This window comes from Ellagibacter sp., from assembly GCF_048412355.1.
Classification (GTDB): domain Bacteria; phylum Actinomycetota; class Coriobacteriia; order Coriobacteriales; family Eggerthellaceae; genus Ellagibacter.
Map to the genome: position 1 here is coordinate 1 of NZ_DBFSAP010000026.1, position 14,666 is coordinate 14,666.

Annotated in this window: 12 protein-coding genes; 5 read left to right on the forward strand and 7 right to left on the reverse strand. The window is 61.3% G+C overall.

The features are described from left to right. The coding region (locus tag ACMRQN_RS03825; RefSeq protein ID WP_418733894.1) for a translation initiation factor 2 at positions 1-977 on the forward strand (977 nt) is incomplete at its 5' end. A 330-nt stretch (positions 978-1,307) separates the two neighbouring features. Here ACMRQN_RS03825 and polA read toward each other — a convergent pair. Continuing rightward, positions 1,308-3,935, reverse strand: coding sequence for a DNA polymerase I (gene polA, locus ACMRQN_RS03830; RefSeq protein WP_418733895.1), 2,628 nt, complete (start codon positions 3,933-3,935; stop codon positions 1,308-1,310). Between the two features lie 110 nt (positions 3,936-4,045). Further along, positions 4,046-5,737 (reverse strand): helix-turn-helix transcriptional regulator, encoded by a 1,692-nt coding sequence (locus tag ACMRQN_RS03835; protein ID WP_418733896.1) that lies wholly within the window; start codon positions 5,735-5,737, stop codon positions 4,046-4,048. A gap of 202 nt (positions 5,738-5,939) precedes the next feature. Between ACMRQN_RS03835 and ACMRQN_RS03840 the strand changes: the two genes are divergently transcribed. The 3 genes from ACMRQN_RS03840 (at position 5,940) to ACMRQN_RS03850 (ending at position 10,536) form a co-directional block, all read left to right on the forward strand. Continuing rightward, the gene (locus tag ACMRQN_RS03840; protein WP_418733897.1) at positions 5,940-8,171 is read left to right on the forward strand and encodes a molybdopterin-containing oxidoreductase family protein; all 2,232 of its coding nucleotides are present in this window, start codon (positions 5,940-5,942) and stop codon (positions 8,169-8,171) included. Between the two features lie 461 nt (positions 8,172-8,632). Further along, positions 8,633-9,733 carry a nucleoid-associated protein gene (locus ACMRQN_RS03845; protein ID WP_418733898.1) on the forward strand — a complete coding sequence of 367 codons (1,101 nt, stop codon included), beginning with the start codon at positions 8,633-8,635 and terminating at the stop codon, positions 9,731-9,733. Between the two features lie 389 nt (positions 9,734-10,122). Further along, a complete protein-coding gene (locus ACMRQN_RS03850) occupies positions 10,123-10,536 on the forward strand; it encodes a NifB/NifX family molybdenum-iron cluster-binding protein (protein ID WP_276997073.1) in 414 nt (137 codons plus the stop codon). 237 nt (positions 10,537-10,773) lie between these two features. Here ACMRQN_RS03850 and rplT read toward each other — a convergent pair whose 3' ends face one another. The 5 genes from rplT to ACMRQN_RS03875 form a co-directional block, all read right to left on the reverse strand. Then, positions 10,774-11,127: a 50S ribosomal protein L20 gene (gene rplT, locus ACMRQN_RS03855; RefSeq protein ID WP_158048987.1), complete on the reverse strand. Its 354-nt coding sequence runs from the start codon at positions 11,125-11,127 to the stop codon at positions 10,774-10,776. Between the two features lie 31 nt (positions 11,128-11,158). After that, complete coding sequence (gene rpmI, locus ACMRQN_RS03860; RefSeq protein ID WP_158048988.1) at positions 11,159-11,356, reverse strand: 50S ribosomal protein L35; 198 nt, start codon at positions 11,354-11,356, stop codon at positions 11,159-11,161. Beyond that, on the reverse strand, positions 11,356-11,931 hold the full coding sequence (gene infC / locus ACMRQN_RS03865; RefSeq protein ID WP_211361001.1) for a translation initiation factor IF-3: 576 nt from the start codon (positions 11,929-11,931) through the stop codon (positions 11,356-11,358). The genes rpmI and infC overlap by 1 nt, the downstream gene beginning before the upstream one ends. 208 nt (positions 11,932-12,139) lie before the next feature. Next, entirely contained in the window at positions 12,140-13,444 is a 1,305-nt protein-coding gene (locus tag ACMRQN_RS03870; RefSeq protein WP_418733899.1) for a histone-lysine N-methyltransferase, read from the reverse strand. 39 nt (positions 13,445-13,483) lie between these two features. Continuing rightward, complete coding sequence (locus ACMRQN_RS03875; RefSeq protein WP_418733900.1) at positions 13,484-13,918, reverse strand: hypothetical protein; 435 nt, start codon at positions 13,916-13,918, stop codon at positions 13,484-13,486. Positions 13,919-14,071: 153 nt separating this feature from the next. Between ACMRQN_RS03875 and ACMRQN_RS03880 the strand changes: the two genes are divergently transcribed. Then, positions 14,072-14,666 (forward strand): insulinase family protein (locus ACMRQN_RS03880; RefSeq protein WP_418733901.1); only part of this gene is annotated, 595 nt, incomplete at its 3' end.

Here is a 14,666-nt window from a genome sequence, read left to right on the forward strand (position 1 = left end):
AAATGAGAGGAGTCCACGACGTCGTAGTCCGCAACAATAAAGTGCAGATCAAACTCACTGTATCAAGGAATCTCACCATTCTTCAAGGCAAGAGCGCAACCGGGAAGACAACTCTTCTCGAGCTCATTGCCGCCTATGACGAGCTTGGAACAGACAGCGGAGTAGTCGTCAATTGCGATGTTCCCTGCAAAGTACTCGCGGGTCGCAATTGGCTGCGCAATCTCTCGTTCATCGAGAACAGCATCGTCTTTGTCGACGAGGACAACGCCTTCATGAAATCACACGAATTCGCACACGCGGCACGCCGTAGCAGCAACTATTACGTACTTGTCGCGCGCGAATCGCTTCCACAACTCCCCTACAGTGTCGACGAGATTTACGGCCTTAAGAACACCAATCGCTCGACAACGAAGTATCCCGTCTACTCGCGAACCTATGCCTCCACATACCGCATTTACGGGAAAAGTGAGTTCGACGGCGCAAGGCCGCAAGTCGTCATCGTTGAAGACAGCAACTCCGGCTTTGAATTCTTTGCCGCGCTTTGCGAGAATAGCAACATACCCTGCATAAGCGCATGCGGGAAGTCAAACATCTACGATATCGCGCTTAGCCGAGAAGAACGCGATATCCTCGTAATCGCCGACGGGGCGGCATTCGGCCCTGAAATGGAGTTTCTCACATCGCTGCAAAGATTCAAGCGCATTAAGCTCTTCCTGCCCGAATCATTCGAGTGGCTTGTCCTGAAATCGGGTCTGTTTCCCGACAGGAGTACGCAAGAGATGCTTCGGAATCCAGCCTCTTATATCGAAAGCGCCGATTTCTTCAGCTGGGAGCAATTTTTCACACACGAGCTTATCGAGAAAACGCGCGATTCGTATCTCGCTTACAGCAAGTCAAGGCTTAACGAGGCGTATCTAGACGAACGTGCGCGGGAGACGATCGAGGAAGGCTTGCCGAATTTGGGAATTCTGCCGTAAGCAGAGCAATAATCGCTCCGAGTGCGGCCTCACCCCTGTACAAAAATGACGATAAGTTGTGAAGAAATGGTGATGACCTCTCAAAAAATGCCTTGGATGTACCAATAACGTCTCACCCAAGGTGAAATATCGATGCGTTATTCCACGTTTTTATGTTATGTGTGGAATAGAACACAGTTCCTTCACAACTTATCGTCAATCTTGTACAGGCTCGCCCGAATCGACCCGCAGGAAAGGCAAATCGGCGCAAGAAAAGCAGGGCTGCACGCCGGCGCGCCCGCGGGGGGGCGCGCCGCCCGCGGCTAGGGAAGCTGCGCCTTCCCTAGCCTTCTAGTGCGCTTCTGCCCAGGTGGGGGCGCTCGAAACGTCGGCGATAAGGGGAACCTTAAGCTCGACGACGCCTTCCATCACCTCGCGCACCATGCCCGAGAGCGCCTCGACCTCGCCTCGAGGCACGCTGAAGTCCAACTCGTCGTGCACCTGGATGAGCAGCTTCGCGGCGAAGCCCTCTTCCCGCAATCTGCGCGACACCTCGATCATCGCGAGCTTGATAATATCGGCGGCCGACCCTTGCATCGGGTGGTTCATCGCCGTGCGCTCACCGAACCCGCGCAGGTTCGCGTTGCCCGCATGGAGCTCGGGAATGTGGCGCTTGCGGCCGAACATAGTCTCTGCGTACCCGCGCTCGCGCGCCTGCTCGACCGTGGCGTCCAGGTACGCGCGCACGCCGGGATAGGCTTCGAAGTAGCGGTCGATCATGTCCTTGGCCTCGCCGAACGGCACACCGAGGCTCTGCGAGAGGCCGAACGCCTGCTGCCCGTAGACGATGCCGAAGTTCACCGCCTTCGCGCGAGAGCGAAGCTCGGGCGTCACTTCCTCGACGGGGATGCCGAACACGCGGCTCGCCGTCGAGGCATGGAAATCGGCGCCGCTGTTGAACGCCGCGACCAGGTGCTTGTCGCCCGACAGGTGCGCGAGCAGGCGAAGCTCGATCTGCGAGTAGTCGGCCGAGAGGAACAGCGAGTCCTCGTCGAGCGGCACGAAGCACTCGCGGATGTGGCGGCCGAACTCGGTGCGCACGGGGATGTTCTGCAAATTCGGGTCTGACGAGGACAAACGACCCGTCGTCGTCACCGTCTCGTTGAACGAGGAATGGACGCGCCCGTCGGTTGCGCGCATGCGGGGCAGCGCGTCGATGTAGGTCGACTTGATCTTGGCGAGCTCGCGGTAGCGCAAAACGAGCGCAGGCAGCTCGTGAACCTCGGCGAGCTCCTTGAGCACCTTCGCGTCGGTGGAATATCCGCGCTGCGTCTTCTTCTTCGGCGGCAGGCCCAAAACTTCGAACAGGATATGGCCGAGCTGTTTGGGCGAGTCGACGTTGAACTCCTCGCCGGCGAGCTCGATGATCCGCGCGCGCAAGGCATCGACGTCTCCCTGCGTGCGCTCGCCGATCTCGTCGAGGTGCGCGACGTCAATTGCAGCGCCCGTGCGCTCCATCGCGGCGAGCACAGGCACGAGCGGCAGGTCGATCTCGGCGTACGTGCGCATCGACCCGTCGTCTTCGAGCGCGCGGGAAAGCGGCTCCTCGAGCGCGCGCGCCGACGCGGCAAGCACGCAGGCGCGCTCCTCGTCGGTCTTCACCTCGGGAAGGGCGCCCCCCAGATACTCGTCGGCGAGCGATTCGAGCGTGTAGTCGGAAACGGACGAGTTCATCACGTAGCCCGCAAGCCCCACATCGAACACTTCCGCCGCAAAAAGCTCCTCGTCGGTGACGAGCGCCTCCTGCGCCGTGTCAGCGGGGTACACCCGGTGCAGCATCTCCTTCGCGTCGAGCGTGGCGAAACGCCCCTGCGCCACGACCTGGGCGAGCACCGAAAGCGCCTCGTCGCCTTCGAAGGCAGCAGAGCCCTTCGAGGTGGAAAACGCCGCGAACGCGCCCGTGTCGAACAGCGACGCCTGCTCGGGCTCGACGAACGCGATGCCCACGCGCTCCCCTTTCGCGATCGAGCCCTTAACGGCGGCATGCGCGTCGGCCCCGTGCAGGACGGGCTCCCACGAAAGCGCGGCGCGCTCGGCAGGCGCCTTCTCCCCCACAAGGTTCAGCACGTGGGTCAAATGCGCATTGAAGCGGACGTTTTTGAAGGCGGCCGTCACGCGCGCGGCGTCGAACGAGGGGAACGCCGCGTCCTCCAAGTCGAGCTCGAAATCAACATCGCGCGAGATGGTCGCCACCTTCCGGCTCGCGAACGCCTGGTCGCGGTTGGTCTCGATCTTCTCCTTTTGCTTGCCTTTGAGCTCGCCGGTGTGCTCGTAGATACCCTCGAGGTTGCCGTAGGCGGAAAGCAGCTTCGCGGCCGTCTTGTCGCCCACGCCGGGCACACCGGGGATGTTGTCGGACGTGTCGCCCTTAAGCCCGAGGAAATCGGGGAACTGAGCGGGTGTGACGCCGTAGCGCTCGAAGACCTCGTCGGGCCCGTAGATCGCGACGTCGGTGATGCCCTTCTTGGTCGTGACGACGTGGGTGAGCTCGCTCACAAGCTGGTAGACGTCCTTATCGCCGGACACGAGCAGCGTGCGATACCCGAGCGCCTCGTCGCGTGCGGACACGGTGCCCAAGATGTCGTCGCCTTCCCATCCAGCCACGCGCACGACCGGGATGTTCATCGCTTCGAGCAGGCCTTCCATCAGGGGAAACTGCACTTTCAGCGCGTCATCCATCGGGGGGCGCTGCGCCTTGTACTGCTCGATCGCCTCCATGCGCCACTTCGGGCGCCCCGCATCGAAGGCGCACACGATGGCGTCCGGATGCGCCATCTCCACGAACTTCAGCAGCATGGCGACGAAGCCGAAGCACGCGTTGGTCGGCGTGCCGTCGGGCGCGTTCATCGTGGGCGGAACGGCGTGGTAGGCGCGGTGCATGAGCGAATTGCCGTCGATGACGGCCACGGTTTTAGACATGGAAGACCCTCCCGAGTCGCGGTGTTCTCGGCGAATCAGTGTAGCACGGAATCGGCCGGGGCCGCGTCTTCTCCAACGCCTCTGCGCGTCTCGCGGGTGTCGCGGGCCTCTCAGGCGTCGCGGGTGTCGCGCTCCTCCCGGACAGGCGGCTGTTCCTCCCGGTCGACCAGGTCGATCAGGCGCTGCTGGGAGTTGATCCCCATCTTCCGGTAGATATGCGTGATGTGCGTCTTCGCAGTGTTCGAGCTGATGAACAGCTTCTGCTGGATGTATTCGGCGTTCCTGCCCTTCGCAAGGCACGTGAACACCTCCGCCTCGCGCGGCGAGAGATCGAACTGCTCGGCGATGGCGCGGCAGCGGTCGCGGAAGGGCGACGCGTTCTTCGGCGGGTCGATCGAGGGTGGGCATTCCGCGCTCGCCGTCATGAGGGCCAGCAAGGCGTCCTCGGTTTCCGAGTCGTCGGCGCCGTAGAGCGAAAAAGCCGCAACGACGATGATCGCGATCACGCAGGACAACTCGCCAAGCCCCTCGATTGCCACGTCGCCCGCGCGGAACGCGAAGAACGCAACGACGACGCCGAGCGCGAAGCCGGTCCACTGCGCAAGGCGCCCCATCGCGTAGCGCTTCACCGGGTAGAGCTGGAACTCGGCGTTCGACACCACAAGATCGGTCCATTCCATAAGCGTCGCGTAGGCGAACGCCCCCACGGCAACGGCGCCGCACACAATGCGCCCAGTATGCCCGAAATAGGGAATGAACAGGATGGATGCAGCGACGATCGGAACAGTGAGGCGTTGCATGCCGCTCATATCCCAACGAGACTTCGTCCGCTTCGTCGCCCAGAAGATCGCAACGCCCGAGCCTACGATGCCCGCCGCCGAGGCAATGAGCACCGCCCCGACGCCCGAGAGCGCGAGCATCACGACGACGAACCCGTACGCCATCCCGTTCGCGGCAATCGATGCCGCAGCCTTGAGCGTGATGGAGGGGTCGCGCTGGTAGCCTTCCATCGCCTTCAAGGTGTCGGGGTCGACGCGGGAGACGAGAATGGAGGCGAGCACCATGCACGAGATCACGATGAACGCCAGGCCGAACAGGCCCATGAGCGGGCTTCCCGCGCCTGCAACCAGGAGAAAGAGCGGGGTAGCCAGCGCGCCGCCGACCGCGATCGACATCGCCGTCCACTTCGGGGCCATCATGCTGAAGAGCACCGTCCACACAAGCGAGAGCGAAAGCTCCCCCGCGCCAAGCAGCACCCAGACCGCAATCGCGCAGGGCATGCGCCACCCTTCGGGAACAAGGCCCGCCCGGCTCGCGCCCGCCAGAAGAAACGCCGGGGCGAACAGGAGCAACGAGCCAGGCAGCACCAAGGGCCGCATTCTCCTGAACACGAAGTCGGGGAACTTCGAACAGAAAGCGAGACACGCGTCCATCACCACGCGCGAGACGATAAGGCACAGGATGGCGATTTCCAGCGGCTCGAAGGACAGAAGCGGAAGAGCAGGCGAGAACACGATATAGGTGCCCCAGACTGTGAGGCACGCGAAGCCGATCGTGGCGAGCACGCACGCGGCGGACGTTTGCATCACCGGCTTTCTCCCGCCCTTGCCATCCGTTGAATCGAGAAACGAGAGCGCGCCAGACGCGACGAGCTTGCCGTCGGATGCAGCGCCGGACGCGGCGAGCTTGCCGCCAGCTGCGGCGCTGGGCGAGCCGCTCCCGCTTTCAGACGCGGTCTCGGACGCAGCGTTGGGTGTGCCAAATTCGCCGCTGGACGCGACGCCAGAATTATCCACTCCCATGGAATCCCCCATTACAAGCATGAATCACTATGCGAAGGTGACGGCATTTCCCCAGTTCAACGGGAATCACCTTTTCGACGTGATTCATTCTTCCCCCCTGCAACCCATGATAGCAGTATCGCCGAAGCATCAAGAGGGAATTTCAAGATGCGGCGAAACATCGGTCGCCAAGACGGCGCCGCGAAGTCGAGAGGAGAAAGACATGGCTGAGGTCGAGAGGGAAGTCAAGAGAGCATCGTGTTTTCTGTGCCACCTGAATTGCGGAGTTCTCTGCACGAAGGAAAACGGCCGAGTCGTGAAGATCGAGGGAGATCCGGACAACCCGCACAACGAGGGATATGTGTGCTCCCGACTCGAGCATGACCGCTGGAAAGATTTCGAATACAACCCCAACCGCTTGAAGAGGCCCCTCAAGCGCGTCGGCGAGCGCGGAAGCGGCCAGTGGGAAGAGATCACCTGGGACCAGGCCTTCGACGAGATGGCTGAGCGCCTTGCCGATCTTCGCGACAAGTACGGAGCCGAGACCCTGTGTTTCCTCGAGGGAACGTACCGCACGCAGTCCAACCTGCACTACAAGTTCACCAACCTGTTCGGCACGCCGAACACCGGCGGCAACGGCACCATCTGCTACAGCTCCGACATGTGGCTCGAGCCGTGCACCTACGGCGGCTTCTGCTCCGATAAATCAGACTGGAAGCGCGCTGACCTCGTCGTTTTGTGGGGCCGCAACCCCGCAGCTTCCGAGCTTCTGAATTGGCAGTGGACCCTGCGCAACATGCAGGAGCGCGGCGCGAAGCTCATCGTCATCGACCCCCGCTTCTGCGAGGTTGCCCAGAAGGCCGACCTCTTCCTGCAGATTCGCCCCGGCACCGACGCGGCGCTCGCTCTCGGCATGATCAACGTGATCATCGAGGAAGACCTCTACGATCATGAGTTCGTCGAGGAATGGTGCTACGGCTTCGACCAGCTGAAAGAGCGCGCGGCGGAATATCCCGTCGAAAAGGTCGCCGAAATCACCTGGATCCCCGCCGACAAGATTCGCCAGGCAGCTCGCATGTACGCGACGACCAAGCCCGCCTGCCTGCCTTGGGGCGAGAAGGGCGGCGACGGCTGCGGCCTCAACGCCTCGAGCGCGATTCAGGGCAAGGCCATCCTGCGCGCCATCACAGGCAACATCGACAAGGTCGGCGGCGACCAGCTGACCATGCCGGGCGACCGCGGCAACACCGAGGACATGAACTTCTCCCACGACGCCCTCTCCCAAGAGCAGCGCGACAAGATGGTCGGCAACGACGTGTACCCGGGCCTCACCTTCAAGGGCTGGGACATCATCTCGAAGGCTTACCCGCGCTTCTATCCCTACAGCAACGCGCCGACGATGTTCCGCCAGATGATCAGCGGCGACCCCTACCCCATCAAGGCATGCATCGTGCAGGCGGACAACCCGATGCTCGCGTTCAGCAACACGAAGCTCGTGCATGAGGCGCTGAAGAGCCTTGATTTGCTCATCGTGCACGACTACTTCATGACACCGACGGCGGCGCTGGCCGACTACGTGCTGCCCGCGGCGACGTGGCTTGAGCGTTGCAGCATCGGCTACCCGACCATGGACGTCGAGCAGGTGAGCATGGCCGGCAGCATGCCCGTCCTCGAGCGTTTCGAAGGCGGCACCGACATCGACTTCCGCGACGACTACGAGTTCTGGTACGGGCTTTCCGAGCGTCTGGGCTTCGCCGACAAGTGGTGGGGTCCGAAGTACGAGGACATGATGAACGACCAGGTGGCGCCTTTCGGCATGAAGTTCCGCGACTTCTGCGAGAAGGTGAAGTACCTGAAGGTTCCCAACGTGCCGGAGAAGTACAAGGAGCCGGGATTCAAGTTCCTCACCCCGACGGGCAAGGTGGAGCTGTACTCGACGGTCATCGAGAAGCTCGCGAAAGAGACGGGCCGCAACTTCGACCCGCTGCCGAGCTTCACGTTCCCGCCGAACTTCCCCGAAGCGGATCCGGAGTACGCCGAGGAGTACCCGCTCTGCATGATCACGGGCGCCAGGTTCATGCCCTTCTACCACACCGAGCATCGCCAGCCCGGCGCGTATCGCGACCTGCATCCGGACCCGATCTTCGACATCCATCCCGACACCGCCATCTCGCTTGACATCGCACCGGGCGATTGGTGCTGGATCGAGACGCACAAGGGCCGCATCAAGCAGCGCGCCCGCACCACGACGACGGTCGATCCGCGAGTCATCAGCGTGCAGCATGACTGGTGGTTCCCCGAGGAGCCCGAAGCTGAGCCGTCGTTGTTCGGCGTGTTCAAGTCGAACGTGAACGTGATTTTGGACGACGACGCGAAGTACCTCGACCCGCTGATGGGATCCTGGCCGCTCACGGGCGCGAGCGCCAAAGTCTACAAGTGCGAAGAGCAAGACTGATAAGGATTGATGAGCCATGTGTTTCAGACCAGCATCAACGACAATGGGCGCACGGATTTGCATGAAGTGCCACTATGTATGCGATGACGTGAGCGCCGAGAAATGCCCGCAGTGCGGGGAGCCCTTCGAGACTCCCGCGGCGGGGTCGCCAACAGCGGGCGGAGCGGCCGGGGCTCCTGGTGCGCCGAGTGCTCCCGGGGCGCCGGGTGCACCCCAAGCGCCGAGCGCGCCTCCGCAAGCGGAGTAGGGCCAAGAAAGAACTCCAGTCGCCGCCTCTGAAGGTGGCGACCCGGCCGAGCGGCTGGGAAGAGCATCGAGCCCTTCCCAGCCGCATTCTTTTTGCTCACGCATTGCAGGCCAGAACCCACCTTCGCCGCACGCTGCCGACAAGCGTTTGCCCGCGCGCACTTCATGGGGTAATGTGTGTTCCCGCTATTCGTCACGAGAGGGAGCCCGATTCCATGTTCAAGATCAACCACGCCATTTTGCACGTTTTCGACTTCGTCTCATGCGTGAACGTGTTTTCACAGGAAGAGCTGGACCTTTCGAACAAGAACGTGAAATCCTATGTGCAGCGCGTCGTGAAGCATGCGCTCGGCAACATCGACAACAAGCGCGGCGAGTTCGAGGCCGAAAGCGGTTTCAAAAACGAGCTTTCCGATTACTTGAACGGGCAAAGCAACTTCACCGATCTCTCGCTCATGATCGCCGAGTTCCTAGGAAGCGAACTTAGCCGCGCGGAGCAGCCGGCCTCATGCGACCTGCTCGTCGTTGATTTCGAGGACTCGCCGCGCGCCCCGAAGCTCACCACGGAAGACATCGCGGAACTCTCCGAAGAAGAAGCCACAGCTGCCCAGGCCGAACTCGATGCGGCATTCGCTGGAAGAAGCGCCCGCTACTTCGGGTTGCTGCTTCTTGAAAGCAAACCGGCGTTCATGCACGAGGTGGGCAAGGCCGAAGACGGCGCGTCGGTGAACCGCATCGAGCGCCACCATGCCATCCTGCCAAGCCCTTCGCAGAAGATCTCCTCGTTTGCCCTGGTAGACGTGCGCACCATGTCGGTGCAGTTCGTCGACAAGGCACGCGAGATTGCCGGCGAGGAGCGCTACCTCATCCCGCAGGGCCTGCTTCAGTGCACGATGGAAGCGTCGAGCAAGGAGCTCATCGACACGACGATGCGCCTGGTCGAGGAGGTTGCCAACGAGTACGGCGCCAACGCGGCGATCGCCACGGCGAAGGCGAAGGCGTACGTCGCCGAGAACGCCGAAGACTCCGATGAGGTGCCCTTCGACGAGTTCGTCGAAGAGGTGTTCGAGGACGAGGGGCCGCGCCGCAGCTTCGTCGAAGCGGCACAGAAGGAAAACCTTCCCGAGCACGCTCCCGTCGAGCGCGCGGTCGCCAAGCGCGTCACGCGCAACCACAAAATCCGCACCGACACCGGCATCGAGATCACCTTCCCAGCGGAGTACGCGCAGAATCCCGAGTTCATCGAGTTCACCAGCACGTCAAACGGGCTTATCCGCATCGAACTCAAAAACATCGGAAGCATCGAGAACAAGTAGCGGCGCGCGAAGGAGGCAAACGGGAGAAGCGCGCAAAGGCTGACTCGGCTTCGCTCAATCTCGCGCCTAGTTGGTCAACCTACGGATGCCAGCCTCAACCCCGCAGCTGAGCGTCCGCCTCACCTGATCGCTTCCGCACGATTCCCCTTCCAGCAAGCCTTTCCACCGCAAAGATTCCTCACCTAGGGAAGATGAGCCGTAGATAATTCAGCCAGATGGTAGGATGCAAACTATTGAATCATGATGGAACCATGGTCGTTTCGCGCGCTGCATGCGCGCTAAATGTCACTCGTGGCGTCTATAATTCCGCTGGCGGGCGCACTATTCAAATCGCGTTCCCCGCACGCTATCTTGGATATAACGAGAAGATTAGAGAAGGAATGTGATAAATGAAAATTATCGTAGCATGCGAGGGTTTAGGCGTATCGCCCCATGCCGTGCATTGCGCGAGCTTCATGTGCTACACCGTCGAACGAGGGATTATCGCTGACTGCCGCAACCTGCCAAACCCTGGGCTTTCCGCCGAGGACACCGCGCAGATGTTCATTGACCTGGGCGTCAGCACCATTATCACCGGCGGGATCGACTACGACTTCGCAAATATGCTCTGCCACGCCGGCATCGAAGTCGTCGCTGGTGTCGAAGGTTCGGCGCGTGAAGTGCTCGAAGCTTACATCAACCATACGCTCATCGGCGCCGACGAGCTGTGCCACACCCTTGCCTTCAACAACGACGAGGAAGAAGCAGAAGTCGACGATGCGTTCGCGAAGCTGGAAGCGAACTTCTTCACAGCGAACGCGTAAAGAAGCGAAGAACTAAATCGCACAGAGAGCTCGCCATTTGGCGGGCTTTTTCTTTTTTGGGGTGATGGGAAGAAGGCGAGGCCTTGCGAGGCAGGGGTTCGGTCTCGCAAAAAGCACGGCACCGTCAATAGTTTTGAGCAAATTCAGCCAGCCGCCAGCTATCCCCTCCCTAAAAACAAAGAAGCCGAGGAATTCCTCGGCTTCTCAGTGATTGCGATATGAATGCGTAAGCTGGGCTTACAGGGCCTTCTTGGCAACCTCGACCACAGCGGTGAAGGCGGCAGGGTCGTTCACAGCCATGTCGGCGAGCACCTTGCGATCGAGCTCGACGCCGGCCTTCTTGAGGCCGTTCATGAACACGGAGTAGGACAGGCCGTTGATGCGGGCAGCAGCGTTGATGCGGGTGATCCAAAGGCGACGAATGTTGCGCTTCTTGTTGCGACGGTCGCGGTACATGTACTGGAGCGAATGCTGGACCTGCTGCTTCGCTGCACGGTAAGAACGGGACTTCGCGCCGTAGTAACCCTTTGCACGGCTGAGAACGGTGCGGCGCTTTTTGCGGGCGTGGATAGAACGCTTGATGCGTGCCATAGTATTATCTCCTTAAAGAACTGAAAACGATCTAGCGGATGCCGAGATTGCGGCCGACGACCTTGGCGTCTGCCTTAGAGAGCTCGGTCTCGTTGCGGAAGTTGCGCTTGCGCTTCTGGCTCTTCTTGGTGAGGATGTGGCTCTTGAAAGCCTTCGCACGCATGATCTTGCCGGAACCGGTGACGCGGAAACGCTTGGCGGTACCGCGGTGGGTTTTCATCTTAGGCATTATTCGTCCTTTCCTTCTGCTTTCTTGTTGGTCTCTTTTTTCTTCTTCGCCGCACCGGGCAAAGGAGCGATGAGCATGTGCATGTTGCGCCCTTCCATCTTGGGCTGGTTCTCGACGACTGCTACGTCTTTGAGGTCGTCAGCCAAACGCTCGAGAATGGAAAGACCCTGTTCGGGGTGAGCCATTTCGCGACCGCGGAACATGATGGTGATCTTCACCTTGTTCCCCGCGTCCAAGAAGCGAAGCACATGCTTCTTCTTGGTGGTGTAGTCGCCCACGTCAATCTTCGGGCGGAACTTCATTTCCTTGGTCTCGATCTTGCTCTGGTTCTTGCGAGCCTGCTTTGCCTTGATGGCCTGGTCGTACTTGAACTTCCCATAGTCCATGATGCGGCAGACCGGCGGCTCGGCGTTCGGGGCGATCTCGACCAAGTCGAGATTCTGGTCATCCGCGACACGTTGAGCTTGCGCCACCGTGTAGATTCCCAGCTGCGCTCCGTCAAAGCCGATCAGACGGCATTCACGTGCAGTGATCTCGTCATTGAGCCGTGGCTCCTGAGCAGCTATCGCGCTCACCTTCCTTCCTCTTGCGCTTGTGCGCAACAAAAAACCCGCAGGCACGGCCGCGGGTTTCGCAATTCAAAGGATGTGCGCAAGGCACGTTATTGAAGCGACCCATCAGCAGCCGAAGCGCCGAAACAGGTGGAGAGCTTTCGCCCTCGCTTGAATACAGCCGTTACAGTATAGAGCCCTCGCGCGGCAAACGCAAGGGCTCATTTGCTATTTATGCATTGATGTACACATAAATGATGCGGATCGTGTCGGCGAGGTTGCCCGAGGCGTTCGCCACCGAGTAGTCGTAGGAAAGAACCGCCGACCACGTATGGGAGACGCCGTTGATGTCGACATCACCCGAGAACGGGCAATATTCCTTCACCAGCGTGGTTCCGTCCGACGCGTAGGTGGAATACTCCGTCTTGTCGGCCGGGAGCGACACCGTGCCCGCAGGGACGGAGATGCCCGCCTCCTGAAGCGTCTTCTCGATGATCGACTCGTTTTTCACCGCGTCCGAGAACGAGAGTGTGCCGTAGCCAAGCGACGCCGTACCGGCGGAATAGCCCGCCTGAACGACCGCCCCGTCCTCGTCGAGGCCCAGATACAGCGTCGGCGTGCCCGTGCGCGTGTCGGCAGGCTCGTCGGTCAAGGCCACGCGAACTTCGGTCTTGATGGGGTTGCCCTCCTCGTTGACCTCGTTCGACACGGTAACCTGAGCGCCACGCCCAACCTTGGCGAGCGCATCGTCTTGTGTGCAGCCCAAAAGCTCGGTCAAGTTCGGCGCGCTCGTCTTCTTCACGGTCGACGTGGCGTCGTTCCCTTCGCTTCCCGCCTGCAGCGAGCTCGTATCCTGGTTCGATTGTTGCTGCTGGGTCTGCTGGTAGGCGGCCGTCTGCGCGGTTTGGAACAGGCGGACGGCGAAGTACCCGCCGGCGGCGAGCAGAAGCACGAGCAGCACCACGACCACAATGAGGATGCGGCGCATGCGACGCGATTTGCGCATGTAGGAGGGGATTTCCTCCTTTGCAGCCGAAGAGTGGCGCCCGCGCGCGGGAGCAGGGTCGGCGGGAACGTCGGGGTCGAACGTCGAGGGTTCGACCACGGGCTCGAGGCTCTCGAGCGCATCGGGGTATTCGTCCTCGTCGTCGCCTTTGTAGCTGAAGCCGCCCGCATGTGCCCCCTGAGAAGAGCCGCGCGCTTCGCCTGCAGTATAGGCATCATCCGCGTCAAGTGGCACGCCCGCATCGGAAGAGCCGTCCTGCGCGTCCCACGCATCGGCTGCGTAGGGGTCGTTGCCCGCAATCGGGGCAAAGCGGTCCGTCCTCCCTGGCTTATCGTCCGCGAAGGCGTCTTCCTCGAAGGCTATCTCGCCCTCCTCGCCGGAATAGGCGTGCCGGCCCCCTTCCGACCAGCCGTCATCGCCTATGGGCGCGAACGCCTGGGTCAATCCGATGTCATTCGAGCGATCGACCTCGCCCTTGCGCATCGCCTGATCGTCTCTGCCTTCTGTTGCTTTTCCAGTGTGTTTCGGCATTGCGATACCTTTCAATCTCTTCGCAGGTCACAGGCCCTTCTAGCCCATGAACGCCACGTAGTACACGATGAATGCGGCGATCCCTATGAGGGCCACCGCAATGATGCCCTTCTGCATGCCGGACATCTTGGTGTCCTCGAGGTCCGCAAGCGTCGTCTCCTCGTAACCCTTGCGAGCAGGGGCGGACGCCTTGCGAGCAGGCTTGTCGGCTTTCGCGGCACGCTCGGGAGCAGGAGTGGAAACTCTCTCGGCGGGAGCGGCACCTGCCGAAGCGCGATCGGCGAAGCCTTCCCCACCGTCAACCACGGATGTCTTGTTCGCCGCGCTCGCTGCCGCCTCATCTCCTGCGGGCTGCGCTGCGGACTCACCTTCCCCATAGCTGCGAAAACGGGGGGCGCCCGCTTCGATCACAACATCGTCCTCGTCGTCGGACGCAACGCTGATATGCGAGAATTTTTGAGCTTCTCCGGTCACGGCCTTATCCTTTCCGTCGTCTTCGCACGATTATAGATGATTGGCCCAAGCCGTTGCGTCTTCCCTGCGATATATCCACGTTGCCCCCAGGCGGCGGGGCGCGTTGTGCGACAATAGGAAGCGAACGAGAAGCCCTTCCGAGAAAGACGTCCTATGGAACTCACCCCTTGTAAAACCGTGCACGGGTTCACCGTGCGCACCACCTCCGACCTGCCCGAAATCGACGGGCGCGCCTACGTGCTCGACCACAACGCCTCGCGCGCGCAGCTGCTCTACCTGCAAAACGACGACGCGAACAAGGCGTTCTCGATCGCTTTCAAGACACCGCCCGCGAACGACACGGGCGTCTTCCACATCCTCGAGCATTCCGTCCTGTGCGGCTCCGACAAGTTCCCCGTCAAGGAGCCGTTCGTGAACCTGCTCAAGAGCTCCATGCAGACGTTCCTAAACGCCATGACGTTCCCCGACAAGACCATGTACCCCGTGGCCAGCACGAACGACCAAGACCTGCTGAACCTCATGGACGTGTACCTGGACGCGGTGCTGCATCCGGCCATCTACCACAAACGCGCCATCTTCGAGCAGGAAGGCTGGCACTACGAGCTGGCCGGCGACATGGAGGCGGACGAGGGCGACGCGGTGGCGGGCGACGCGGTGGCCCAGACCGAGGCCGCGGACGGCCAGGCGCGCCTCGCGCTCAACGGCGTGGTGTACAACGAGATGAAGGGCGCGCTCTCCGACCCGAACT